Annotated in this window: 22 protein-coding genes; 6 read left to right on the top strand and 16 right to left on the bottom strand. The window is 68.1% G+C overall.

The features are described from left to right. Positions 1-3: 3 nt before the first annotated feature. The 8 genes from lhpI to BLW83_RS10605 all read right to left on the bottom strand — a co-directional run bounded on the left by lhpI (position 4) and on the right by BLW83_RS10605 (position 8683). Complete coding sequence (lhpI, locus tag BLW83_RS10570; protein WP_090848208.1) at positions 4-1734, bottom strand: cis-3-hydroxy-L-proline dehydratase; 1731 nt, start codon at positions 1732-1734, stop codon at positions 4-6. Then, positions 1731-2732 carry a 4-hydroxyproline epimerase gene (locus tag BLW83_RS10575; protein WP_090848209.1) on the bottom strand — a complete coding sequence of 334 codons (1002 nt, stop codon included), beginning with the start codon at positions 2730-2732 and terminating at the stop codon, positions 1731-1733. The genes lhpI and BLW83_RS10575 overlap by 4 nt, the downstream gene beginning before the upstream one ends. Positions 2733-2734: 2 nt before the next feature. Next, complete coding sequence (locus BLW83_RS10580) at positions 2735-3964, bottom strand: NAD(P)/FAD-dependent oxidoreductase (protein WP_090848210.1); 1230 nt, start codon at positions 3962-3964, stop codon at positions 2735-2737. 1 nt (position 3965) lies between these two features. After that, positions 3966-4688: an amino acid ABC transporter ATP-binding protein gene (locus BLW83_RS10585; RefSeq protein WP_090848211.1), complete on the bottom strand. Its 723-nt coding sequence runs from the start codon at positions 4686-4688 to the stop codon at positions 3966-3968. Next, on the bottom strand, positions 4681-5334 hold the full coding sequence (locus tag BLW83_RS10590) for an amino acid ABC transporter permease (RefSeq protein ID WP_090848212.1): 654 nt from the start codon (positions 5332-5334) through the stop codon (positions 4681-4683). The genes BLW83_RS10585 and BLW83_RS10590 overlap by 8 nt, the downstream gene beginning before the upstream one ends. Before the next feature lie 12 nt (positions 5335-5346). Further along, complete coding sequence (locus BLW83_RS10595; RefSeq protein ID WP_090848480.1) at positions 5347-6012, bottom strand: amino acid ABC transporter permease; 666 nt, start codon at positions 6010-6012, stop codon at positions 5347-5349. A gap of 68 nt (positions 6013-6080) precedes the next feature. Beyond that, positions 6081-6890 (bottom strand): ABC transporter substrate-binding protein, encoded by an 810-nt coding sequence (locus BLW83_RS10600; RefSeq protein ID WP_090848213.1) that lies wholly within the window; start codon positions 6888-6890, stop codon positions 6081-6083. Between the two features lie 281 nt (positions 6891-7171). Beyond that, the gene (locus BLW83_RS10605) at positions 7172-8683 is read right to left on the bottom strand and encodes an aldehyde dehydrogenase (NADP(+)) (RefSeq protein WP_090848214.1); all 1512 of its coding nucleotides are present in this window, start codon (positions 8681-8683) and stop codon (positions 7172-7174) included. A 90-nt stretch (positions 8684-8773) separates the two neighbouring features. Here BLW83_RS10605 and BLW83_RS10610 point away from each other — a divergent pair, with 90 nt between their 5' ends. Next, the gene (locus BLW83_RS10610) at positions 8774-9796 is read left to right on the top strand and encodes an Ldh family oxidoreductase (RefSeq protein WP_090848215.1); all 1023 of its coding nucleotides are present in this window, start codon (positions 8774-8776) and stop codon (positions 9794-9796) included. Between the two features lie 101 nt (positions 9797-9897). Here the strand turns inward: BLW83_RS10610 and BLW83_RS10615 are convergent, their stop codons facing one another. Together BLW83_RS10615 and BLW83_RS10620 are read right to left on the bottom strand one after the other, a co-directional pair. Next, positions 9898-10752, bottom strand: coding sequence for an SDR family oxidoreductase (locus BLW83_RS10615; RefSeq protein ID WP_245728802.1), 855 nt, complete (start codon positions 10750-10752; stop codon positions 9898-9900). Further along, on the bottom strand, positions 10745-11941 hold the full coding sequence (locus BLW83_RS10620; RefSeq protein WP_090848216.1) for an acyl-CoA dehydrogenase family protein: 1197 nt from the start codon (positions 11939-11941) through the stop codon (positions 10745-10747). The genes BLW83_RS10615 and BLW83_RS10620 overlap by 8 nt, the downstream gene beginning before the upstream one ends. Before the next feature lie 170 nt (positions 11942-12111). On the opposite strand from BLW83_RS10620, the gene BLW83_RS10625 reads away from it, so the two are divergent. Genes BLW83_RS10625 through BLW83_RS10645 form a run of 5 tightly spaced genes read left to right on the top strand, consistent with a single transcriptional unit; the run spans position 12112 to position 18312 of the window. Next, positions 12112-12894 (top strand): enoyl-CoA hydratase-related protein, encoded by a 783-nt coding sequence (locus BLW83_RS10625; protein ID WP_090848217.1) that lies wholly within the window; start codon positions 12112-12114, stop codon positions 12892-12894. A gap of 3 nt (positions 12895-12897) precedes the next feature. Continuing rightward, entirely contained in the window at positions 12898-14724 is a 1827-nt protein-coding gene (locus BLW83_RS10630) for an acyclic terpene utilization AtuA family protein (RefSeq protein WP_090848218.1), read from the top strand. Next, a complete protein-coding gene (locus BLW83_RS10635) occupies positions 14714-16207 on the top strand; it encodes an acetyl-CoA carboxylase biotin carboxylase subunit (protein WP_090848219.1) in 1494 nt (497 codons plus the stop codon). Before BLW83_RS10630 ends, BLW83_RS10635 begins: the two co-directional genes overlap by 11 nt. A 1-nt stretch (position 16208) precedes the next feature. After that, positions 16209-16712 carry an acyl-CoA carboxylase biotin carboxyl carrier protein subunit gene (locus tag BLW83_RS10640; RefSeq protein WP_090848220.1) on the top strand — a complete coding sequence of 168 codons (504 nt, stop codon included), beginning with the start codon at positions 16209-16211 and terminating at the stop codon, positions 16710-16712. Further along, positions 16705-18312, top strand: coding sequence for an acyl-CoA carboxylase subunit beta (locus BLW83_RS10645; RefSeq protein WP_090848221.1), 1608 nt, complete (start codon positions 16705-16707; stop codon positions 18310-18312). Before BLW83_RS10640 ends, BLW83_RS10645 begins: the two co-directional genes overlap by 8 nt. Positions 18313-18318: 6 nt before the next feature. Here BLW83_RS10645 and BLW83_RS10650 read toward each other — a convergent pair whose 3' ends face one another. From BLW83_RS10650 to BLW83_RS10675, 6 genes are all read right to left on the bottom strand, one after another. Further along, positions 18319-18966: a transglutaminase domain-containing protein gene (locus tag BLW83_RS10650; RefSeq protein ID WP_090848222.1), complete on the bottom strand. Its 648-nt coding sequence runs from the start codon at positions 18964-18966 to the stop codon at positions 18319-18321. Further along, positions 18966-19748, bottom strand: coding sequence for an enoyl-CoA hydratase-related protein (locus BLW83_RS10655; RefSeq protein WP_090848223.1), 783 nt, complete (start codon positions 19746-19748; stop codon positions 18966-18968). The genes BLW83_RS10650 and BLW83_RS10655 overlap by 1 nt, the downstream gene beginning before the upstream one ends. Positions 19749-19857: 109 nt before the next feature. Next, on the bottom strand, positions 19858-20568 hold the full coding sequence (locus BLW83_RS10660) for a TetR/AcrR family transcriptional regulator (protein WP_090848482.1): 711 nt from the start codon (positions 20566-20568) through the stop codon (positions 19858-19860). A gap of 29 nt (positions 20569-20597) precedes the next feature. Then, entirely contained in the window at positions 20598-21401 is an 804-nt protein-coding gene (locus tag BLW83_RS10665; protein ID WP_218139120.1) for a DUF169 domain-containing protein, read from the bottom strand. Beyond that, positions 21389-22183, bottom strand: a complete 795-nt coding sequence (locus tag BLW83_RS10670; RefSeq protein WP_090848224.1) for an ABC transporter ATP-binding protein — start codon at positions 22181-22183, stop codon at positions 21389-21391. Before BLW83_RS10670 ends, BLW83_RS10665 begins: the two co-directional genes overlap by 13 nt. Before the next feature lie 59 nt (positions 22184-22242). Further along, positions 22243-23514, bottom strand: a complete 1272-nt coding sequence (locus BLW83_RS10675) for an ABC transporter substrate-binding protein (protein ID WP_090848225.1) — start codon at positions 23512-23514, stop codon at positions 22243-22245. Between the last annotated feature and the right edge of the window lie 3 nt (positions 23515-23517).

Here is a 23517-nt window from a genome sequence, read left to right on the forward strand (position 1 = left end):
GATCTATCCTAGCCAAGAGGGTCTGCCGGGGGCCTGTCCGGTCAGCGCCGCGGCGACGCAATCGCCCATGCTGCCGAAACGCAGCGGGCGGCCGGACAGGCCGGGGCCGTAATGGGCGTATTTGCCGGAATTGGTCATCACCGCCGTCGCCTGCGGCGGAAACACCGGTTCAGTGATCGAGCACCAGCAGAGATCGGGGATCACCTGCACCCCGCTGGCCTTGAGCTGCGCCAGCGTCCCGTCGCGGTTCAGTTCAGCGATCACAGCGCGGCCGGCGGTCACGATCAGCGGCACTGCGACGGGGCGGTTGTCGAGCAGTGCGGCCAGCTTGCGGCCCTCGGCGGGCGAGATATGGGGGCTGCCGATGGCGACAAGATCGACGGGCGTGCCCGTGTCGGCGCCGGACCGGGGCGCTGCCCCGGACCCCGGGATATTTTCATGATGAAGAAGCTGCTGGTTGAGATCATCCCACGCCGCAGAAAGGTCGGTGGGGGTGATGCGGTGGCGGGGGGCGTGGGGGCGCGGCGGGTTTGTCGCCTCGGGGGTCACGCCCTCGACATGCAGCATGGGGGCGGCAGAGGTGGTGCCGAAGGCGGCGCAGAGCGCCTTGAGGTCGTCGGGCGACGGGTTCAGCCCCCCGACGCCCCCGATCAGCGGGATCGCGGCGGGCGCGGCCGAGCCCGCCACATGGCCCAAGAGCGGCCAGAAGGAATCGTCGGCGCCCGCAGGCGGGTCCACCTTCAGCAGGATCTCGGGGCGGCGGGAATCGTCCAGATAGACCCCGGCCAGCGGCGCGCGGCCGGTGACCGCCATGCACAGGTCCAGATAATCGGGGTGTTTCGGGGTCCGCGCCCCCAGCACCGAATTGGCATAGACCACCGCGTTCGATTCCGCCCAGGCGATGTCCTCGCCCGGCTGCGGGCGGTCGGTCAGCAGATAGGGCGCGCAGGTAAAGCTGGGCCGGCAGCCCATGCGCACATAGGCATCCGCGAGGCGCGAGGCGCGGGCGCCGAAATCAGGGTCCACCCCCTGCGCTTGCCAGTGTTCGCGGTCCACCGAGATCGCGTTGATCGTGGTCGGCACCCGGACCTGCGCGCCCAGATCGGCCATTTTTTCGGCAAAGATCAGGTTCGCTGGATGGGCGAGGATGCAGCCGTCGATATGGCCTCGGGTGATGTCGGTCAGCGCCGCCGCCCCCTGCTGGCGGGCCATGGCGCAGATGATGCGCATCGCCAGCGCCGCCGCCGCGCCGTCGCGCCCGGCAAGGATGGCGCGGTCGTTGTCGGTCAGCGCCAGCGCGTGGTCGGGCGGATCGTCGATGGGGATGTGCAGCCCGTCGCCCGTGATCGCGTCGTCCGTGATCCGCAGGTGGGGCTGGGTGGCGATCCGGGCAAAATCGGCGACCGAGACCCGCAGCACCGGCAGCGAGCGGGCGAACATCTCGGCCCCGATCAGCGCGCCGAGGGTCAGGATGTCCTCGGGTTCGGAAAAGATCAGCGCGGCGGGGGCGCGCCCGTTCAGCATCAGGTCCAGCATCACCCCCGACCCCGAGCACGACCCGCGGCTGGTCGGCATCAGCACCACGGCGCCTGCCAGATCGGCCCCATGCGCCGGGTGATGCGCGTCGATCACCCTCGCGGTGGCCGGATCGACCCCACCCCAGAAGCTGAGCCCCTGGTCCATCGCCAGCACCGGACCCGAGGCCACGCCCGGCAGGATGCGGGTCGCGGTCATTTCACCACGAATCCATGCGCATAGGGGTCGCGGTCGTCGATGAAGATGGTGTTGATGCCGGTCTGACGCGCCCAGCCGCCGATCGAGGGGATGATGGCCGGGCGGCCGGCGACGGTGGTTGCCGCCTCGACCCTGCCCTTGAAGATCGAGCCGATGATGGATTCATGGTGGAATTCATCCCCCACCGCCAGCCGCCCCTTGGCCGCCCATTGCGCCATACGGGCCGAGGTGCCGGTGCCGCAGGGCGAGCGGTCGATGGCCTTTTCGCCATAGAACACCGCGTTGCGGGCGTGCGCCCCCGGCACGGTCGGCGCGCCGGTCCACAGGATATGCGACAGCCCGTTGATGCGGGCATCCTCGGGGTGGGTGAACTCGTATTTCGCGTTCAGCGCCGTGCGCAGCTTGGGCGACCAGCCGACCAGTTGGCCCGCGGTATGGTCGGCCATGTCGCGGAAATTCTTTTGCGGATCGACGATGGCATAGAAATTGCCGCCATAGGCCACATCGACGACGATCTCGCCCAGGCCCTCGACCGTTGCGGTCAGCCCCTCGGCGTAAAGAAAGCCGGGGACGTTGGTCAGGCGGACCTCTTCGACGAAGCGGCCGTCCTGCACATAGGTGATGTCGACCTTGCCGGCGGGGGTTTCGATCGACAGGCGCCCGGGCTCGCGCGGGGTGATGAGGCCGTTCTCGATCCCCATGGTGATGGTGCCGATGGTGCCGTGGCCGCACATCGGCAGGCAGCCCGAGGTCTCGATGAACAGCACCGCCACGTCGCAATCGGCGCGCGTGGGCGGGTAAAGGATAGAGCCCGACATCATGTCATGGCCGCGCGGCTCATACATCAGCCCGGTGCGGATCCAGTCGAATTCGCGCAGGAAATGCGCCCGCTTTTCCAGCATGTCCGCGCCGATCAGCCGCGGCCCGCCGCCCGCAACCAGCCGCACGGGATTGCCGCAGGTATGCCCGTCGATGCAGGAAAACATGTGGTTTGCCATGGTCAGAACCTTGTCGATGAAAACGGGGCCAGCGGGATCGGCGGGGCGGCGCCGGTCACCAGATCGGCAACCAGCCGCGCGGTGCCGGGTGATTGCGTCAGCCCCAGATGGCCGTGGCCAAAGGCATAGGTAACGCGCGGGCTGGCGCGCGAGGGGCCGATCACCGGCAGGCTGTCGGGCAGCGAGGGGCGGAACCCCATCCATTGCACGCCGCCCTGCGGGTCCAGCCCGGGCAGGAAGGTCTGGGCCTTTTTCAGCATCGCCTCGGCCCGGCGGAAATTGGGCGCCAGCTCCAGCCCTCCCAGTTCCACCGCGCCGCCGACGCGGATGCCGCTGGACAGGCGCGACACCACGAAACCGTGGCCGCCAAAGGTCACCTGCGTGCGCAGATCGAAGGCCCCCACCGGCAGCGTGGTGTTATAGCCGCGCTCGGTCTCCAGCGGGATCTTCTCACCCAAGGACCGCGCGATGCGGTGGGAATGGGCGCCCGCCGCCAGCACCACATGCGCCGCGCGCCAGCCATGCCCCAGATCGACACTATCGGCGCCGGGGGTCAGCGTGGCGATCTCGGCCCGCTCGATCCTGCCGCCGCCGGCGCGGAAACGATCCGCCAGCGCCAGCGTGTAAAGCTTGGGGTCGCTGATCGAATACCACTCGGGGGTAAACGTCCCCTTGACGAAACGCGGCGACAGGCCCGGTTGCAGCCCGGCCATCTCGTCCGCGTCCATGTGGCGGAATGCGATGCCGTGGCGGGTGCGGGCCTCCCATCCGGGCAATGAGGCGCGGAACTCGGCCTCGGATTCGTAAACCTGCAAGTTGCCGTCGCGGCGCAGCATCGGCATTGTGCCGGTGGCCGCAAGGAACGGTTCCAACTCGGCCTTGGACAGGTCCATCAGCGCCGTCTGTGCCGTGGTCGAGGCCGCTACCCGCGCCGGCGAACAGGCCCGCCAGAAACGGAACATCCACGGCGCGATCTTCAGCGCATAAAGGGGCGGCACGCTTAGCGGTCCCAGCGGGTCCAAAAGCCAGCGCGGCGCCTTGTGCAGGATCCCGGGCGAGGCCAGCGGCAGGATGTCGGTGAACGCGAACGCCCCGGCATTGCCGGCCGAGGCACCGGCCGCCGGCCCCTCGCGGTCCAGCACCACCACGGAAAGCCCCCGCATCTGCAAGGCCAGCGCCGCGGACAGCCCGACGACCCCCGCCCCGACGACGATCACATCCGCCCGCGCCATCTTACGCCGTCGCCGCCAGGAATTTTTGCAGGTCCGGGCTTTTCGGGGCGCCGAACAGTTCTGCCGGCGGGGCGATTTCCGCCATCACGCCTTGATGGAAGAACGCCACCCGGTCCGACACCTCGCGCGCGAATTTCATCTCATGCGTGACGCAGATCATTGTCATCCCGTCCGAGGCCAGCAGCCGCAGCGTGTCCAGCACCTCGCCCACCAGCATCGGGTCAAGGGCCGAGGTCACCTCGTCGAACAGCATGTATTTGGGCGACATCGCCAGCGCCCGGGCAATCGCCATGCGCTGCTGCTGGCCGCCCGACAGCCGCGAGGGATAGACCGACAGCTTGTCGCCCAAGCCGACGTGTTCCAGCTGCTTGACGGCCATCGCCTCGGCATCAGGCTTGCTCATCCCCTTGACCTTGCGGGGGGCGAGCATGACGTTTTCCAGCACCGTCAGATGCGGAAAAGCGTTCCATTGCTGGAACACGATCCCGATCTTCTGGCGCAGCTTGTTGAGGTCGGTGGAACGCGCGTGAACCTCGGTCCCGTCCACCAGGATGCGGCCGGAATCGATCGGCTCCAACCCGTTGATGCAGGTCAGCAGCGTGGATTTGCCCGACCCCGAACCCCCGATGATGGTCAGCACCTCGCCGTTGTGCACGGTCAGGTCGATGCCCTTGAGCACCTCGAGCGCGCCAAAGGATTTGCGGACATTCTGGATCTCAATCATGGGTCCACCGTTTTTCTAGGTATCCGCCCAGCCGCGCGACGGGAAAGCTGATAAGGAAATAAAAGGCGCCGCAGATCATCAGCAGCAGCAGCGGCTCTTGCAGGCGCGTGATCAGGATCTGCGTGGATTTCAGCAGCTCGGTCACCTGCACCACATAGACCAGCGCCGAATCCTTCATCACCCCCAGCGACAGGCCGATCCAGGACGGCAGCCCCACCCGGACCGCCAGCGGCAGCACGATATTGGTCATGTCCTGCCGCCAGCTCAGCCCCAGCGAGCGCGCGGCACGGCGCACCGGCTGCGGCACCGATTCGATCGCGCCCCGCACGATTTCCGCGCAATAGGCCGAGGTATACAGCGTCAGCACGATGCAGGCGACGGTCAGCCCCGACATTCCCAGCCGCAACACCATCCCCAGAAAGGCATTGGCCAGCACCAGCTGGATCAGCAGCGGGATCGAGCGGAACACGTCCAGCACAAAGGTCAGCGGCGCAGCGATCACCGGCCCGACCTGATAGCGGAAGATGCCGAACACGATCCCCAGCACCGTGCCGCAGAACACCGCGATCAGGGTGACGAAAATCGTCATCCCGGCGCCCTTGGCAAGAAAGATCAGGTCGTTGGCCGACAATGCGGTATCGAACATCCCTGCCCCCTCTCAATAACGGAACATGCGGCGCGCGAGCAGCCGCGCGCCAAGCTGGATGATCTTGGTGATCAGGTAAAAGATCACGGCGGCGACGGCGAACAGCTCGAACGTGCGGAAGGTCAGCGCGTTCAGATCCTGCGTGACCCCGTAAAGATCGGTGTTCATGCCGACCGTGACCCCAAGCGAGGTCATCAGGATCGCCCAGACCATCTGGTTGGTCATCGGCAGAAAGGAAATCCGCAGCATCTGCGGCATCACGATGAACCGGAACGCCTGCAATTCGGACAGCCCCAGCGAGCGCCCGGCCCGCGCCTGGGTATCGGGAATCGCCTTTAGCGCGCCGCGAAAGTTTTCCGCCAGATAGCCCGCGTTGTTGAAGGTGATCCCCAGCAGCAGCGAGGTCCAGGGGCTGAAGTGGATGCCGAAACTCGCGACGCCGAAATGCGCCATGTAGATCTGGAACAGCGCCGGGGTGTTGCGGGCGATTTCCACCCAGCTGGTGGCAATCCCCGACAGGATGCGGCTGCGCGACAGCCGAAACAGCGTCAGCACCACCGCCAGCGCGATCCCGATCGCCATCGACAGCAGCGCCACCTGCATGGTGACCACCGCGCCGTCTAGCATCTGCGGAAGCCGCGCCAGCGCCTGCTTCCACTGGAAGGTATAATTGAACATGACCGCCATGCCTTGGATGAGGGTGCGGCGGCGCGATCCTGCCGCGCCGCCGGATCAGGCGGGTAAGCTTAGCGGTAGACGCCGGGAATGGTCAGACCGGCCGGCTCGCCCTCGCCCACCCATTTGGCGTAAAGCTCGGCATAGCGGCCGGTGCGGACCTGCTGGTTGATGAACAGGTTCAGATAGTCGATCAGCCCGTGTTCGCTGCGCAGCGCGATCAGCGCCACATAGTCGGGCACCATCGGCGCCTTGTCCACGATGCGGATGCCGGGGAAGTTGCCGGATTTCACGTTGGCCTCGGCCACCTCCATGGTCGAGACGGTGGCGTCCAACTGCCCCTGGCTCAGCGCCAGGAACACGTCGGCCTGGTTCTGATAGGGGCGGAACTGGCCCTCGCCCCATTCCTTGATCTTGCCTTCCAGCCAGATCGCCTCATAGGTGCCGGCGGTGGCGCCGACGGTCTTGCCCTTCATGCCCTCCCAGTCGGCCATCTCGACCTTGTCGTTGACGACGACCGCGTTTTCAAAGGCGTAATAGGGGATCGAAAAGCCAACGGTCTTGGCGCGCTCAAGCGTGTCCGAGGTCGAGGCGACGCCGATATCCACCTGCCCCGATACCAGCGCGGGGATACGCTCGGGAAAGGTGGTTTCCACGATTTCGGCGGTCACGCCCAGCGCGGCGGCCAGATCGTTGCAATAGTCCACATCGAATCCGACCGGCTTGTTGTCAGCATCACGCATACCCATCGGCGGAAAATCCAGCACCACCGCACAGCGCAGCTTGCCCGAGGCGATGATGTCGTCAAGCTTGTCGGCCAGCGCCGGCGCCGCGATCGAGGCCGCCGCAACCGCGGCCGTGATGACAGAGGCAAGTTTCATGTCGTTCTCCACTCCCTTTCGGGATCCGGTTCTCCATCTGCCGAATCCATAAGTTTTTATTGCCCCTGCATGGCCATAAATCAATCGTGAATACACTCTGTATGCAAAACTTCCGCAGCGTCCGGCGCCGCACCACCCCCAGGACGCAGCGCAGGCGGCAGCGCCGCAGGGGTATTTATACCAGAAAGAAGCATCTTTCGGACAGCCTCGGGATTTCTTTCTGGTCCAAATACCCCTGCGGCCGCGACGCGGACACCGGGCTGCAAGGGTGGGCGCGTGGCTCAGGCCAGATCGCGGGGCAGGATCGCCTCGGGCAGGTTCTGATAGCTGACCGGGCGCAGGAAGCGGCGGATCGCCATGGTGCCGACCGAGGTCGCGCCGAAATTGGTTGATGCCGGATAGGGGCCGCCGTGGACCATGGCGTCGCAGACCTCGACCCCGGTCGGGAAGCCGTTGGCCAGCACCCGCCCGGCCTTGCGTTCCAGCACCGGCAGCAGCTGCTGCGCCAGCGTGGCGTCGCCCGCGTCCATGTGCAGCGTTGCGGTCAGCTGCCCGTTCAGGCTGCGGGCGATGCGCAGCATCTCGTCCGCGTCCCTTGCGGTGACCAGCAGCCCCAGCGGGCCGAACACCTCTTCGCCCAGATCGTGGTTGCCCAGCCAGTCCTGACCCGAGACCACGAACAGGTTCGGGGTGGCGTTGCGCTGGTCGCACATCGAGGTCAGCGCCTCGCGCACGCCCTGGGCGGCGGCGATGCGTTCGCGGCCGCGGCGATAGGCCGCGGCGATGCCCTGGGTCAGCATGACCTGCGCGCCGATCTGGGCCAGCGCATCGCGCATGGGGGCAAGGATGGTGTCGGCCTGTTCTTGCAGCACCACGGCGATGCCGGGGTTGGTGCAGAACTGCCCGGCGCCCATGGTCAGCGACCCGGCCCAGCCGCGGGCGATCTCGGCACCGCGCGCGGCGACCGCCTGCGGCAGCAGGAACATCGGGTTCACGCTGCCCAGCTCGCCGAAGAACGGGATCGGGTCGGGGCGCTGCGCGCACAGGTCGAACAGTGCCCGGCCCCCGACAAGGCTGCCGGTAAAGCCCACGGCGCGGATCAGCGGGTGCTGGACCAGCGCCTGCCCGACCTCAAGCCCGCCGTCGTGGACCATGCTGAACACGCCCGGATGCAGCCCCAGCCGCTGGCGGGCGGCGTCCACCGCCTGCGCCACGATCTCGCTGGTGCCGGGGTGGGCGGGGTGGCCCTTGACCACCACCGGGCAGCCCGCGGCCAGCGCCGCCGCGCTGTCCCCGCCCGCGACCGAGAACGCCAGCGGAAAGTTCGAGGCACCGAACACCGCCACCGGCCCGATCGGGCGCTGCATCAGCCGGATATCGGGACGCGGCAGCGGCTGGCGGTCGGGCAGCGCCGGATCAACGCGGCGGTCCAGATAGTCGCCCTTGCGGATATGGTCGGCAAACAGGCGCAGCTGGCCGGTGGTGCGGCCGCGTTCGCCCTGCAACCGTGCCTCGGGCAGGCCGGATTCCTGCGTGGCGATTTCGGTGATCGCGTCGGCGCGGGCCTCGATTTCCTCGGCGATGGCGTCAAGAAACCGGGCGCGGTCCTCGCGCGGGGAATAGCCATAGGTCCAGAACGCATCCTCGGCCGCACGGCAGGCGCGGTCCACCAGATCGGGGCTGCCGCAGCTGAATTCATGGGATGGCCCGTGCGCGGGGTCGGACCGGAAGCTGCGGTCCGTGCCGACCCATTCGCCGGCGATCAGGTGTTTTCCATGCGGGTTCGAGGACATCTGCCGGAGCCTTTCCGTAACATGCGCGTTGTCGCCCCTGCATACATAATGTATGCAGTTCGCACAACGACAGAACTGCGGGGGGACAAGATGACCGGCACCATGACCATCGACCAGCTGACCGCCGAGGTCGAGCGGATCTTTCAGGCCGCGGGCGCGTCCGAGTTGCAGGCGCGCACCGTCGCCGAGGTGATCGTCGCGGGCGAGCGCGACGGCTGCGCCTCGCACGGGATCTACCGGATCGAGGGCTGCCTGCGCACCATCGAGGCCGGCAAGGTCGACGTCAAGGCGATGCCCGAGCTGGACGACGACGGCAGCGCGGTGATCCGGGTGCGCGCGAACGGCGCCTATTCGGTGGCCGGGCTGGCCGTCGGGCTGCCAGCGCTGGCCGAACGCGCGCGCGCGCTGGGGCTGGCGGCGCTGGTCATCAACGACTGCACGCATTTCTCGGCGCTGTGGCCCGAGGTGGAACAGATCACCGCGCTGGGGCTGGCGGGCATCGCCATGTGCCCCAGCTATGCGACGGTGGCGCCTGCGGGGGGATCCAAGCCGCTGCTGGGCACCAACCCCCTGGCCTTTGGCTGGCCGCGCCCGGGCGGGCGGCCCTATGTGTTCGATTTCGCGACCTCGTTCATGGCGCGGGGCGACGTGGAACTGCACCGCATCGCCGGCAAGCCCCTGCCCGAGGGCTGCGCCGTGGACCGCGACGGCAACCCCACCACCGACCCGCAGGCGGCGCTGGACGGCGCGATGCTGCCCTTTGGCGGGCACAAGGGTTCGGCCATCTCGACGATGATCGAGCTGATGGCGGGCGCCATGATCGGCGACATGACCAGTGCCGAGGCGCTGGATTATCTGGGCACCACCACGCTGGCGCCGAAACACGGCGAGCTGCTGCTGGCCTTTTGCCCCGAGCGTTTCGCCGCCGGCCGCGCCGACCCCTTTGCCCGCGCCGAAACCCTGCTTGAGGCCATCGTCGGCCAGGGCGCCCGCCTGCCCTCGCAACGCCGCTTTGCCGCCCGTGCGCAGGCCGAGGCCGAGGGCATCGAACTCAGCGCCGAGCAGATGCAGATGCTGGCGCGGATGCGCGAGCGGGTGGGGCTGGCGGGCTGAGCTTTGGTTGCGCGGCCGGGCCGGGGGCTGTCTGCCCCCGGGCCCCCGAGGATATTTAGGACCGCCCGAACGGGATGGAGCCGATCCCTGCGGTACAGGCTTCAGCCCTTGAAGTAATCCGGTTTGCCGGTGGTCCAGGTCTCGCCCCAATGCTGGCCGCCGCCGTCCACGGTCAGCACCTCGCCGGTGACGAAGTTGCCTGACGGGCTGCCCAGATAGGCGCAGGCCTCGGCGATGTCCCAGGCGGTGCCGACCCGCATCATCGGGTTCGAGTTGGCATAGGTGGCGCGGACCTCGGGGGTGTAGACGTTCCAACCCTCGGTCTCGACCGCGCCGGGGGCGACGCAGTTCACCCGCAGCCCGTATTCTGCCCATTCCACCGCCACCGCGCGGGTCAGCCCGATCACCCCGGACCGCGCGGCGATGGAATGGGCGATGCCGTGCAGCCCGCCGGTGGTCACCACCACGATATTGATGATGTTGCCGGGGCGGCCCCCGTCGCGCCATTTCCGCGCCGCCGCCTGCATCATGTGCCAGCTGCCGTTCAGGTTGGTGTCGATCACCGCGTTCCACCCGCCGGGGCTGATGTCGATGGCCGCCTGCGGGAACTGGCCGCCGGCGCTGTTGACCAGGATATCCACCGGGCGCCCGGCCCAGACCCGGTCCCAGAACGCATCGACCGATTCGCGGTCGCGCACGTTCAGCACGTCGCCGCTGGCGCGGTGGCCGGCGTCGCGCAGCGCCGCGACCAGCGCATCGATCTTGTCCTGCTTGCGGCCGGTGACGATCACCTCGGCCCCCATGCGGGCGTAAAGCCAGGCCACTGCCCGCCCGATCCCGCCCGCGCCGCCCGAAACCACCGCCACCTGCCCCGCCAGCGCATCCGGCGCGAACACCATGCGCTGCGTCGCAAGCTGGGCGTCGGTCAGGCCAAACGATGTCACGGCGTCAGTCACGGGGCATGTCCTTGAGCAAGTCGCCGGCGATGATCAGCTTGCGCACCTCGGTGGTGCCGGCGCCGATTTCCAGCAGCTTGGTGGAACGATACAGCCGGTTGATTTCCGATTCCCAGATATAACCCGAGCCGCCGTGGATCTGCACCGCAAGATCCAGCACCTTGTTCACCGCATTGGCCGCGAACATCACCGAGGCCGCGGTCAGCCGGTGGATGTCGCCGCGCCCGCCCTCGCCCGCCTCGACATGCGAGGCCGCACCCAGCACTCGCCAGACCAGCGTGCGCATCGCCTCGGTCTGGACATACATCTCGGCCAGCATCGACTGCACCATCTGGAAGCTGCCGATGGGCTTGCCGAACTGGCGGCGGGTCCTGGCATAGTCCAGCGACAGGTCCAGCGCCCGTTCCGCGATGCCCAGGCACAGCGGCGCGACCATGGCGCGTTCAAGGTCCAGCCCGCTCATCACGATGCCGACGCCGCGGTTTTCCGCGCCGACCAGGTTTTCCGCGGGCACCCGGCATTCGTCGAACACCAGCTCGGCCGTCTGGCTGCCGCGATAGCCCATCTTGACCAGCTTCTGCGCGACCTTGAAGCTGGGAGTTTTGGTCTCCACGATGAACGCGGAAATGCCCCGCGTGCCCTGATCGGGCGCGGTCTTGGCATAGACCAGCACCACATCGGCCACCGGCCCGTTGGTGATGAAGATCTTGGACCCGTTCAGCACGTAATGATCGCCGTCGCGCCGCGCGGTGGTGCGCATCGAGCCCAGCGCGTCCGACCCCGCCCCCGGCTCGGTCAGCCCCAGCGCCCCGATCTTTTTGCCCGAACACAGGTCGGGCAGGTATTTGCGGCGCTGCGCGTCGTTGCCGTTACGCCAGATGTTGTTGGCGCACAGGTTGTCATGGGCCACCACCGACAGCGCCATGGCGTGATTCCAGCGTGAAAACGCCTGCATCACCAGCCCTGCCGACAGCAGGTCCATGCCGGCGCCGCCGTATTCCTCGGGGATGGTGGCGCCCAGGAACCCAGCCTCGCCCACCAGGCGCATCCCGTTTTCGGGCCACCATTCCTCGGCGTCCATCCGCTCGGACAGCGGGTAAAGCTCGCCTCGCGCGAAACGGTCGGCGTGGTCGAGGACCGCAGCGCGATCGGGGTCCAGTTCGAACAGGTCCGGGTGGTTGGAGGTCATCGGGCACAGCTCCTTGGCCGGGGGCGCGTCGGCGCCTGTTGATGAACAATATTCATCACTACTTAAACCGAACGGGTCAAGAGTTTTGATTGACCCAAAGAACGCGATTGACACAGACGATGAAGCAGCCTCATTAATTACAGGACACAGGCTGAAGGAGGATCAGCGCCATGTCCGATCCGGTCACGACCGCCCGCGACGACGCCACGCTGACGATTACCATCGCGCGCGAATCGCGGCGCAATGCGCTGAATGCGGATGTGGCGGCGGCGATCATGGCGGCGCTGGATCGGGCCGAATCGGACGGCGGCATCCGCGCCGTGGTGCTGACCGGCGCGGGCGAGCGCGCCTTTTGCGCCGGCGGCGACCTGCAACCCGCGGCGGACGGCGCGCCGTTCAGCATCGACGCGGCCGATCCCCGCCACTATGTGGCCGCGCTGCTGCGCCGGATGAACGACTGCCGCCTGCCGCTGATCGCGCGGGTGAACGGGCACGCGCTGGCGGGGGGCTTTGGCCTTGTCTGCGCCTGCGATCTCGTGGTGGCGCGCGAGGATGCGCTGCTGGGCGTGACCGAGGTCAAGGTGGGGCTGTTCCCGATGATGATCCTGCCCTTCCTGCTGCGCAACACCCCCAACCGCGTGCTGATGGAGATGTGCCTGACCGGCGAGCCGATCACCGCGGCCGAGGCCAAGCCGCATGGCATCGTCAACCACGCCGTGCCCGCCGCGGAATTGGACGCGAAACTGGGCTGGCTGCTGGCGCGCATCACCGACAAGACCCCCACCGGCATAAGGCTGGGCAAGCAGTCGCTGGCCAAGATCCGAGAGATGTCGCTGGACGCGGCGCTGGAATACGCCCCCTTCATGCTGGCCAACATGGCCCAGACCGAGGACGCCCGCGAAGGCTTTGCCGCTTTCGTCGAAAAGCGCCCGCCGAACTGGACGGGGCGCTAGGCGATGGACCACGCGATCCGCATCGGCTGCGGCGGCGCCTTCTGGGGCGACAGCCCCGAGGGCGCGGCCCAGATCGTCCGGCAGGGTAACGTCGATTACCTGGTGATGGACTATCTGGCCGAGGTCACCATGGCGATCCTGTCGCGGATGAAATCGCGCGCGCCCGACGCCGGTTTCGCAGGCGATTTCATCACCCAGGTGATGCGCCCGCTGGCCGTCGAGATCGCAGCGCGGCGCATCCGCGTCGTGGTCAACGCGGGCGGCGTGAACCTGCACGCCTGCCGCGACGCGTTGCAGGCGCTGTTCGCCGAACAGGGGCTGCCCCTGCGGGTGGCGGTGGTCGAGGGCGACGACCTGTCGCCCATCGCGGATGATCTGCGCGCCGCGGGCACCACTGAAATGTTCACCGCCGCGCCGATGCCGGAACGCCTGCTCAGCATCAACGCCTATCTGGGCGCGTTCGGCATCGCCCGGGCGCTGGGGATGGGCGCGGATGTGGTGCTGACCGGGCGCGTGGTCGATTCCGCGCTGGTGCTGGGGCCGCTGATCCACGAATTCGGCTGGTTCGAGGGCGACCACGACCTGCTGTCTGCCGGCAGCCTTGCCGGGCATCTGCTGGAATGCGGCACGCAGGTGACCGGCGGCATCATCACCGACTGGCGCGATACCGTCGCCGGCTGGGACGACATGGGCTTTCCCATCGCCATCTGCCACCCGGACGGCAGTTTCGAGATCACCAAGCCCGAGGGCACCGGCGGGCTGATTTCAACCGCAACGGTCGCTGAGCAGCTGTGCTACGAGGTCGGCGACCCCGCCGCCTATCTGCTGCCCGACGTGACCTGCGACTGGTCGCAGGTGCGGCTGGAACAGACCGGCCCCGACCTTGTGCGCGTCACCGGCGCGCGCGGCGTGGCGCCGACCGACAGCCTCAAGGTCAGCGCCACATGGGCCGACGGCTGGCGCGTCGCCGCCACGATGATGGTCGCCGGGCGCGAGGCCGCCGCCCGCGCGCAGGCCACCGCCAAGGCGATCCTGGCCCGGGTCGCGCGGCTGCTGGCGCGGGACGGGTTTGCCCCCTTTACCGCCACACTGGTCGAGCTGCTGGGCGCGGAAAGCAACTACGGCACGCAGGCCCGCGCGCAGAACACGCGCGAGGTGGTGCTAAGGCTTGCCGCCAGCCACCCCGACCGCGCCGCGCTGGAAATCCTCGGGCGCGAGATTTTCCACGCCGCCACTGCCATGGCGCAGGGGCTGACCGGCTTTGCCGGCGGTCGCCCCGCGCCGCAGCCGGTGGTGCGGCTGTTTTCCTGCCTGGTCCCCAAGGCGCAAGTGCCGATGCGCGTGTCGTTCGAGGGGCGCAGCCACGAGGTGCCCCATGTCGAGCCCGGCCCGCAGCCCCCTGCCCGCCCCGACGCAGCGGCCCCTGCGCCCGACCATGACGGCCCGCTGCGGACCGTGCCGCTGATCGCGCTGGCCCGCGCCCGCAGCGGCGACAAGGGCGACCGCGCCAATATCGGGGTGCTGTCCCGCGACCCCGCGTTCCTGCCATGGATCGCCGCGGCGGTGACACCGGACGCCGTGCGCCATTGGCTTGCGCATTTCGTGCAGGGCGAAGTGCGGCGCCATGACTGGCCAGGGCTCGACGGCTTCAACCTTGTGCTGGACCGGGCGCTGGGGGGCGGCGGCACGGCGTCATTGCGCCATGACGCGCAGGGCAAGGCGCTGGCGCAGATCCTGCTGGATCTGCCGGTGCCGGTTCCTGCCGTCTGGACCGCCCCCGGCGGCAGGCTGGAAGATTTCGCGACCGAAGGCAGACCCCATGACCGTTGATCCCGACTTTCCCATCCGCAAGGTGCTGATCGCCAACCGGGGCGAGATCGCCTGCCGCATCATCCGCAGCCTGCGGGCGATGGGGCTGGGCTCGGTCGCCGTCCACCACGCGGCCGAGGCCGGCGCGCTGCATGTCCGCATGGCCGATCAGGCGGTCGAGCTGTTCGGCGACACCCCCGTCGCCGCGCATCTGGACACCGCCCAGATCATCGCCGCAGCAACGACCACCGGCGCCGACGCCATCCACCCCGGCTACGGCTTCCTGTCGGAAAACGCTGATTTCGCCCGGGCGGTCGCGGATGCCGGACTGATCTTCATCGGCCCCTCGGCCGACAGCATCGCGCTGATGGGCGACAAGATTTCCTCGCGCGAGTTCGCGCAGGCGCATGGGGTGCCGGTCGCGCCCTCGGTGATGCCGACCGACGACCTGGACGAGTTCGCACGGCAGGCCGCGCAGATCGGGTTCCCGCTGCTGATCAAGGCCTCGGCCGGCGGCGGCGGCAAGGGGATGAGCATCGTGCGCGACGCCGACGGGCTGATCCCGGCCGCCCGGCTGGCCGCCAGCGAGGCGCAGCGCTATTTCAACGACGGCCGCATCTACGCCGAGCTTTACGTCGAGCGCCCGCGCCATATCGAGGTGCAGATCCTCGGCGACGGCGAAAACGGCGCCATCCACCTGCATGAACGCGAATGCTCGATCCAGCGCCGCTTTCAGAAGATCGTGGAAGAGGCGCCCTCGGCCGCGCTGCCGCCCGAGCTGGCTGCCGAAATCTGCGCCGCCGCCGTGCGGCTGGCCCAAGCCGCCAGCTATCGCAACGCCGGCACGGTGGAATTCATCCTTGCCCCGGACGGGCGGTTCTATTTCCTTGAAATGAACACGCGGCTACAGGTCGAACACCCGGTCACGGAAATGATTTCCGGGCTTGATCTGGTCGCGGCGCAGATCAACATCGCCGCCGGCCGCGGCCTGCCGATCCGCCAGGACCAGCTGCGCCGCGACGGCCACGCCATCGAATGCCGCATCTGCGCCGAAGACCCGGAACGTGACTTCATGCCCGAAACCGGCGCTATCCGCCTGTTGCGGGTGCCGCAGGCGCCGTGGCTGCGGTTCGAATCCGGCCTGACCGAGGGCGAGGCGGTGACCGCGGACTTTGACCCGATGCTGGCCAAGCTGGTGGTCCACGGCGCCAGCCGCGAACAGGCGATCGAGCGCACGCTGGACGCGCTGCGCGAGCTGACCCTGCTGGGGGTGACGACCAACATCGACTATCTGGCGCGGGTGATCGACAGCCCGGCGTTCCGCGCGGGCGATCTGCACACCGGCTTTGTCGCCCAGCACGCGCAGGCGCTGGCCCCCGCCCCCATGGCGGATGACGCGCTGGCCCCGGTGCTGATCGCCGCGGCGCTGGGGTTCCGCGAGTTCCGGCAGGCGGTGTTCGACGTGCCCGCGCTGCACGCCGCCATCGGGCCATGGAGGAACTGAGATGTCCTTTGCCCTGCTGCTGAACGGCACCCGCCACGAAATCGAGATCATCCGCCGCCGCCCGCATCTGCTGCTGCGCATCGACGGGCGCGATTACACCGTGCAAGACCCCGGGCCCGCAGGCGACGGCGAACTGGCGCTGACCATCGACGGGCGCCACGTCACCGCCCTGCGCGCGGCGGGCGACGACGCCCAAAGCCTGCGCTGCGACGGCCGAACCCACGTCGTGCAGCTGGCCGACGACGGCGGCGGCGCCGGCGCCGATGGCGGGCTGTCGGAACTGCGCGCCCCCATGCCCGGCGCGGTGATCGAGATCCACGCCGCCCCCGGCCAGCGCATAGCCCGCGGCGATCCGCTGCTGACCATCGAAAGCATGAAGCTGCAAACCGTGCTGGCCGCGCCGCGCGACGGCACCGTGGCGGAAATCGCCGTGGCGCAGGACGAAACCTTTGGCAAGGACCAGATCCTTGCCCGCCTGACCCCCGAGGACGAAAGCGATGCGTAAGATCCAGTCCCGCCTGAACACCTCAACCCCCGAATTTCGCCACAACGCCGCCCATAACCGCGCGCTGGTGCAGGCGTTCCGCGAGCGTCAGGAACAGGCCCGCCACGCCCGCCCGCAGCGCGATCTCGACCGGCTGGAAAAACAGGGCAAGATGCTGCCCCGCCAGCGGATCGAGCGGCTGCTGGACCCCGGCACCCCGTTTCTGGAACTGTCCTCGCTGGCGGCAAACCGCGCCTATGACGGCGAAAGCCCCTCGGCCAGTTCCATCGTCGGCATCGGGGTGGTGTCGGGGCGCGAGGTGCTGATCCGCGCCGACGACCCCAGCGTCAAGGGCGGCGCGTGGTATCCGCTGACGGTGAAAAAGATCGTCCGCGCCATGGACATCGCCATCGAAAACCACCTGCCGGTGATCCATCTGTGCGATTCAGCCGGCGGCAACCTCAAGTTGCAATCCGAGCTGTTCCCCGACCGCTACATGGGCGGGCGCATCTTTCGCAACCAGTCGATCCTGTCGAAAATGGGCGTCAAGCAGCTGGCGCTGGTGTTCGGCCACTGCACGGCGGGCGGCGCCTATATCCCGGCGCTGTCGGATTATTCGGTGATCGTGCGCGGCACCGGCGCGGTGTTTCTGGGCGGCCCGCCGCTGGTCAAGGCCGCGACGGGGGAAGAGGTCAGCGTCGAGGATCTGGGCGGGGCCGAGATGCACACCTCGGTTTCCGGCACCTGCGACTATCCGGCCAATGACGAACTGGACGCCATCCGCATCGGCCGCGAGATCGTGGCCCAGTGGGAACATCCGCGCAAATGGCCCGCGCAGCAGGAACCCCCCGAGCCGCCGGCCTATGACCCGGCCGAGCTTTACGGGATCATCCCCGACGACATCAAGAAATCCTTTGACATGCGCGAGGTCATCGCCCGCATCGTCGACGGCTCGCGGTTTCACGAATACCAGCCCAACTACGGGCAGACGCTGGTCTGCGGTTTCGCCAATATCTGGGGGTTCAAGGTCGGGATCCTGGCCAACAACGGGGTGCTGTTCAACGACAGCGCGCTCAAGGGCGGGCATTTCATCGAGCTGTGCAACCAGAACAACACCCCGCTGGTGTTTTTGCAGAACATCACCGGCTATATGATCGGGCAGGAATACGAACGCCGCGGCATCACCAAGGACGGCGCCAAGATGATCATGGCGCTCAGCTGTTCGCATGTCCCCAAGTTCACCGTGATGTGCAACGGCTCGTTCGGGGCGGGGAATTACGGCATGTGCGGGCGGGCGTTCGACGGCCGCTTCATGTTCACCTGGCCGAACCACCAGATCGGGGTGATGGGCGGCGATCAGGCCGCCAACACCCTGGCCGAGGTCAAGGCCAACCAGATGCGCCGCAACGGCGGCACCGTGGACGAGGCCGAGATCAAGGCGCTGTGGCAGGAAACCCGGCTGGCGTATGAGGACCAGCTGTCGGCCTGGCACGCGACCTCGGAAATCTGGGACGACGGGATCATCGACCCGGCGGACACCCGCAACGCGCTGGGAATCGCGATTTCAGCGGCGCTGAACGCGCCGCTGGCGGAACCGGGCTACGGGGTGTTCCGGTTCTGACCGGGGTCACCCCGCCGCCGCGCGCCGCGCGCGCTCGGCGGCGACGCCCGCCAGCAGGCGCGGATAGATCCGCTGCATCTCGGCGCTGAAGCGTTCGTGCGGCATGTCGTCGAATTCGCCATGAAAGCCGATATATTCCATGGACTTGCGCCCCTGGCTGTCAAAGGGCTGAAAGATGGAATCCTGCGTGCCGTCGAATTCCAGCGGCGCAACCCCGCTGCGTTCGCACAGCCCGATGTCGAACGCAGGCGTCGCCTTGAGCCAGCGGCCATCAATCAGCAGCGCCGTATAGGCGTGCCAGTGGAAATCCGGGCTGTCCATTATCGCGGAAAACCGCGGCGAGGTCAGGTGGTTGCGGACATCGGCAAAGCCGATCCGCGACGGAATCCCCGCCGCCCGCGCCACCGCGGCCAGCAGCACCGCCTTGGGCACGCAGAACGCCGAATCCTGCCGCAGCACCTGCGAGGCGACGAAATATTCCGGCTCGACCCGGAACGCCCACAGGCTATAGGGCACCGCGTCGCGCACCGCCCGCGCCAGCGCGACCGCACGGGCGCGGATGTCGCCCGTCCCCGCATGTTCGCGCGCAAAAGCCACGATGTCGGGGTGGTCGCTGTCGATGAAGCGGGTGGGGGAAAGCGTCGGGTCGGCCATCACCGCGCCCCCTTGCGCGAGGCGAAAAATGCGTCGATGGCGGCGCGCATTTCCGGGCCGCGCCCGGCCTCGCCTTGCAGGTCGCGTTCCATGTCCAGCATGGCGTCAAGATCCGGCTCGGCCGCGCGCGCGATCAGCCGCTTGGTCGCGGCCAGCGCGGCGGCGGGGCGTTCGGCCAGACGGGCGCAGATCGACTCGGCCTCGGGCAGCAGGGCGTCATCGTCAACTACGCGCCAGACGAGGCCCCAGCGCTCGGCCTCGGCCGCGGGGATGCGGTCGCCCAGCAGCATCGCGGCGGATGCGCGGATGCGCCCCGCCACGCGCGGCAGGAACAGCGTGTTGCCGGCGTCCGGCACCAGCGCGATGCCGACAAAGGGTTCATAAAAGAACGCCGAGCGGCCCGCGATCACGATATCCGCCGCCAGCGCCACCCCGACCGAGGCCCCCGCGCAGGCCCCCTGCACCGCCGCGACAACGGGCAGCGGCGATTCCCGCAGGGCGCGGATCAGCGGGTTGAAGTGATCGTCCAGCACCTGCGCCAGATCCGGCACCGCGCCGGGGTCCAGCGTCGAAAGATCATAGCCGGCGCCGAATGCCGCGCCCTCGCCGGTCAGCAGCACCGCGCGGGCATCCCCCGTCTCGGCCGCGCGCAGCGCCGCCAGCAGCTCGTCGGCCGAGCGGTTGCGCATGGCGTTGCGCCGGGCCGGGCGGCACAGGGTGATGCGCGCGACACCGCCCGAAAGCTCAAGCCGCACGTCTTCCCATCCGGTTGCGCTGTCCATGTCACTGCCCCGCTGATGAATGTCGTTCACTGCCGATGAAACCCGAATATGCGGGACGAATCAACCGCGAACACCGGCACGGCGCGGCACCGGAAAAACCCGGCTCAGCTCAGCTGCCCAACTGCCGCGCCACCGCGTCCACCCGCTGGGTCAGCAGGTCCAGCCGCGCCAGGATTTCGTCGCGCGGTGCCTCGGCCGGGGCGCGGGGCAGCAGCATACCCCCGTAAACCACGTCGGTGATCTCGCGCGCGGTGGTTTCAAGGTCAAATTCGCCCTCGTTGCGCAGATAGGCCCAGGTGCGATGCTCGATCGCCCCGTAAACCATGTCGCGCACCAGCGAGGACGACACATCGGCGCGAAACACGCCCCGCGCCACGCCCTCGCGCACGATCTCGGGGATGCGGCGGGTATAGGCGCGGTTCAGCTCGAACAGCCTTGTCGAGCGGTAATGCGGGTCGGGGCGCAGCTCATGGAACACCAGCCGCGCCAGCCCGGGATCGCGCTGCATCGCGTCAAGATGGCTGTAGACGACATAATGGATGCGGTTCCATTCGCCCTGCACCGCGCCAAAGCCCGGCTCGGACGCCTCCATCATCTCGATATACCAGGCTTCGGCCACGCGTTGCAGCAGGTCGCGCTTGTTCTCGAAAAAGCGGTAGATGGTGCCCTCGACCACCCCGGCGCGTTCGGCAATGTCGGAAATCAGCGATTCGGAATAGCCTTTTTCAGTGAACACCTCGCGCGCCGAGCGCATGATGTCGGCGATGCGCTGTTCGGGCGGCAGCCGGTTCACCTGACGTTTGGTTGCGCGCTGCGCCATGACGATCATCCCCCTGGACGGACGCGGGCTTACCCGGTGCCGTAGCTGAAGCCCAGCCCGGCGCGCACATCCTGCTGGATGCCGTATTGCGGGAAGGGATAGCGGAAACCGTTCTTGGCCAGCGCCTCCATCCCCATGACGGCGCGGGCCATGTCGTCAAGCGGCGCGGCCATCAGCATTTCGTCGTCCAGCACGCCCCCGTAGCGGCGTTCCGCGAAACAGGGGATCGACAGCGAGGGCTCGCGCTTCACCAGCGCCCGCCCCCAGCTGTCCGCGCAGGAGCTTTCGCCCACCACCGACCAGTCAAAGCGCTTGTAGCCCTGCCATTGCAGGCCGTTGATGAAATACATCATCGCGCCGGGGGTGGCATAGAACAGCGCAATATCCGGCGGGTCCAGCCGCCCCGAGGCCAGCGGCGACACCACCAGCGCGTCATATTGCCCGTCGGGGACGCAGTGCATGGCGGCCTGATGGGCGGCCGCGCCGGGCTGGTCCTGAAACCACACCCCGTCCATGCGGTTGCCGGCGGCCCAGTCGGGGGTCTTGGCGTTCCCCAGACCCACCACGGCGCGGCATTGCGCGCCGGCCAGATCCTCGGCGGTGGCGCCCACGGTCCAGCCCAGCCGCGCCGCCTGCGCCACCACCTGATCCAGCGTGTGGATATGCTGCGGGCGGCGGATGCGGGGAATCGCCTGCATCTCGGCGCGGTCGGCAAACAGCTTCATCCCAAAGGGCAGGCTGCGCAGTTTCAGCAGCCGTTCCAGCGCCGCCGCGATTTCGCGCGGATCAAGGGCCGGGGCCTGGGTTTTCGCGGCTTGCGTCACGCCAGCCACCGCTTGCGCCGGCGGTAATGCTTGACCGCGTGGTAATCGACGGCGACGGCGCCGCTGCCCAGATAGGCTTCCTTGATGTCGGGGTTTTCGCGCAGCACCTCGGCCGGGCCGCTCATCACGATGCGGCCCTGTTCGATCAGATAGGCGTGTTGCACCACGTCCAGCGCCGCCACCGCGTTCTGTTCGACCAGCAGCACCGCCACGCCTTCTTCGCGGTTGATGCGGGTGATGATGTCGAAGATCTCGTCCACCAGCAGCGGCGCAAGGCCGAGGCTGGGTTCGTCCATCATCAGCAGCTTGGGCCGCGTCATCAGCGCGCGGGCGATGGCCAGCATCTGCTGTTCGCCGCCCGACAGATAGCCCGCCTTGGCCTTGGCCCGGGTTTTCAGCCGGGGGAACAGCTCGAACATCTGTTCGGCCATTTCGTCGATCCTGGCCCGGTCGGAATACATCGTCGTGGCGGCCAGCAGGTTTTCCAGCGGCGTCAGATGCTCGAACACCTTGCGGCCTTCCAGCACGTGGACGATGCCGCGGCGCACCCGGGTCGGCGGGTCCAGCGCCAGAATATCCTCGCCCTCAAAGGTGATGGTGCCGCGGGTGACGGCGCCGCGTTCGGGGGCCAGCAACCCGCTGATGGATTTCAGGATCGTGCTTTTGCCCGCGCCGTTGGCACCCAGCAGCGCGACCAGCCCGGCCTGCGGCACCTCAAGCGAGGCGCCTTTGACGGCCAGCGAGACCTGATCATACACGACCTCGACACTGTTGACGGATAGCAGGGCCATGCGGTCATCCCTTCATGTTGACGCCCCCGCCCCGCAGCGCACGGGACAGGGGCGCGGCATCACTGCCCGGTCTTGGCGAATTCCGAGGAATACTTGCGCACCTCGTCCCACACCACGTCCTGGTTGGCGCTGAACCAGTCGGTCATCGGCTCGAACACCTCGCCGTTCCAGCGCGCCACCCGGCCCATGCCGCCGCCCTGATGGTCCTCGGGGGTGATGGTGGTGGGCGGGATCAGCCCCTCGGCGGTAAACTCGGTGATCGAGTTCAGCCCGGCGTTCAGCCATTCGCCGGTGACCGGCCCGTCGGGGGCGATCTCGGCGGCGCGGCGCACGCCCTCAAGCATCAGGGCGGCCAGCATTACGCCATAGTTGTAATAGCTGGTCCCGACCTTGTCCTCGGGGCCCGCGCCTTTGCCGGCGCCGACCACCTCGGTCAGGATGTCCTGAATGACCTTGGGTTCACGCCCGGACACGCAGGGCTCGAACTTGAGCACGCCGACGGTCTGGTCGCGCCCCACCACGTCCATGTCGGATTCCGACAGCCAGACGCTGCTGCACACCCGGCCCATGTCCAGCCCGTTGCGCGCGGCCTCGGTCAGCGCCACGGTCTGGCCGACGCCTGCGCCCCAGAACATCGTCCAGTCAGGACGCGCGCGGCGCACCTGCGGCCAGATCGCCGACTGGTCGTTGCCCGGCGGGGTATAGGGGAAAGCCTGCAACTTGAAGCCTTCCTTGGCGGCCAGCGCTTCCAGCACCGGCAGCGGTTCCTTGCCAAAGGGCGTGTCGATATGGACAAAGCAGATGGTCTTGCCGTCCAGCGAACCGCCGTCCTGCTGCTTGAAATACTCGATCAGCAGCCCGGCCTGGGTCCAGTAGTTCGGCGACAGCGGGAACACATAGGGAAACACCGTCCCGTCCGCCGCGTCCGAGCGGCCCGAGAACGCCGTGACCATGTTGAGCTTGTCCTCAAGCGCCCGCGGAGTCAGCGCCCGCGCGACCGGGGTGGACAGCGGATCGACCAGCACCGCGCCCTGCGACTTGGCGCGCTCATACGCCTCGATGGCGCGGGGCTGGTCGTTGGCGTGGTCGCTGATGTCGACGGCGATCGTATAGCCGCCCATGCCGCCGCGCTGGTTCATCATGGTGATATAGTCGCGCTGGCCCTGGTTATATTCGGCGGTCACGAAGGTGTAGACCTTGGTAAAGTCCATCGGCATCGCGATGCGGACCACCTTGTCGCCGCCCTGCGCCAGCGCCACCCGCAAGGGCAGCTGCGAGGCCAGCGCGGCGACCGCCGCCCCGGTCAGGATATTCCGACGTGTCAGGCTCATCTG

This window comes from Paracoccus alkenifer (assembly GCF_900108405.1).
GTDB classification, from domain to species: Bacteria; Pseudomonadota; Alphaproteobacteria; order Rhodobacterales; family Rhodobacteraceae; genus Paracoccus; species Paracoccus alkenifer.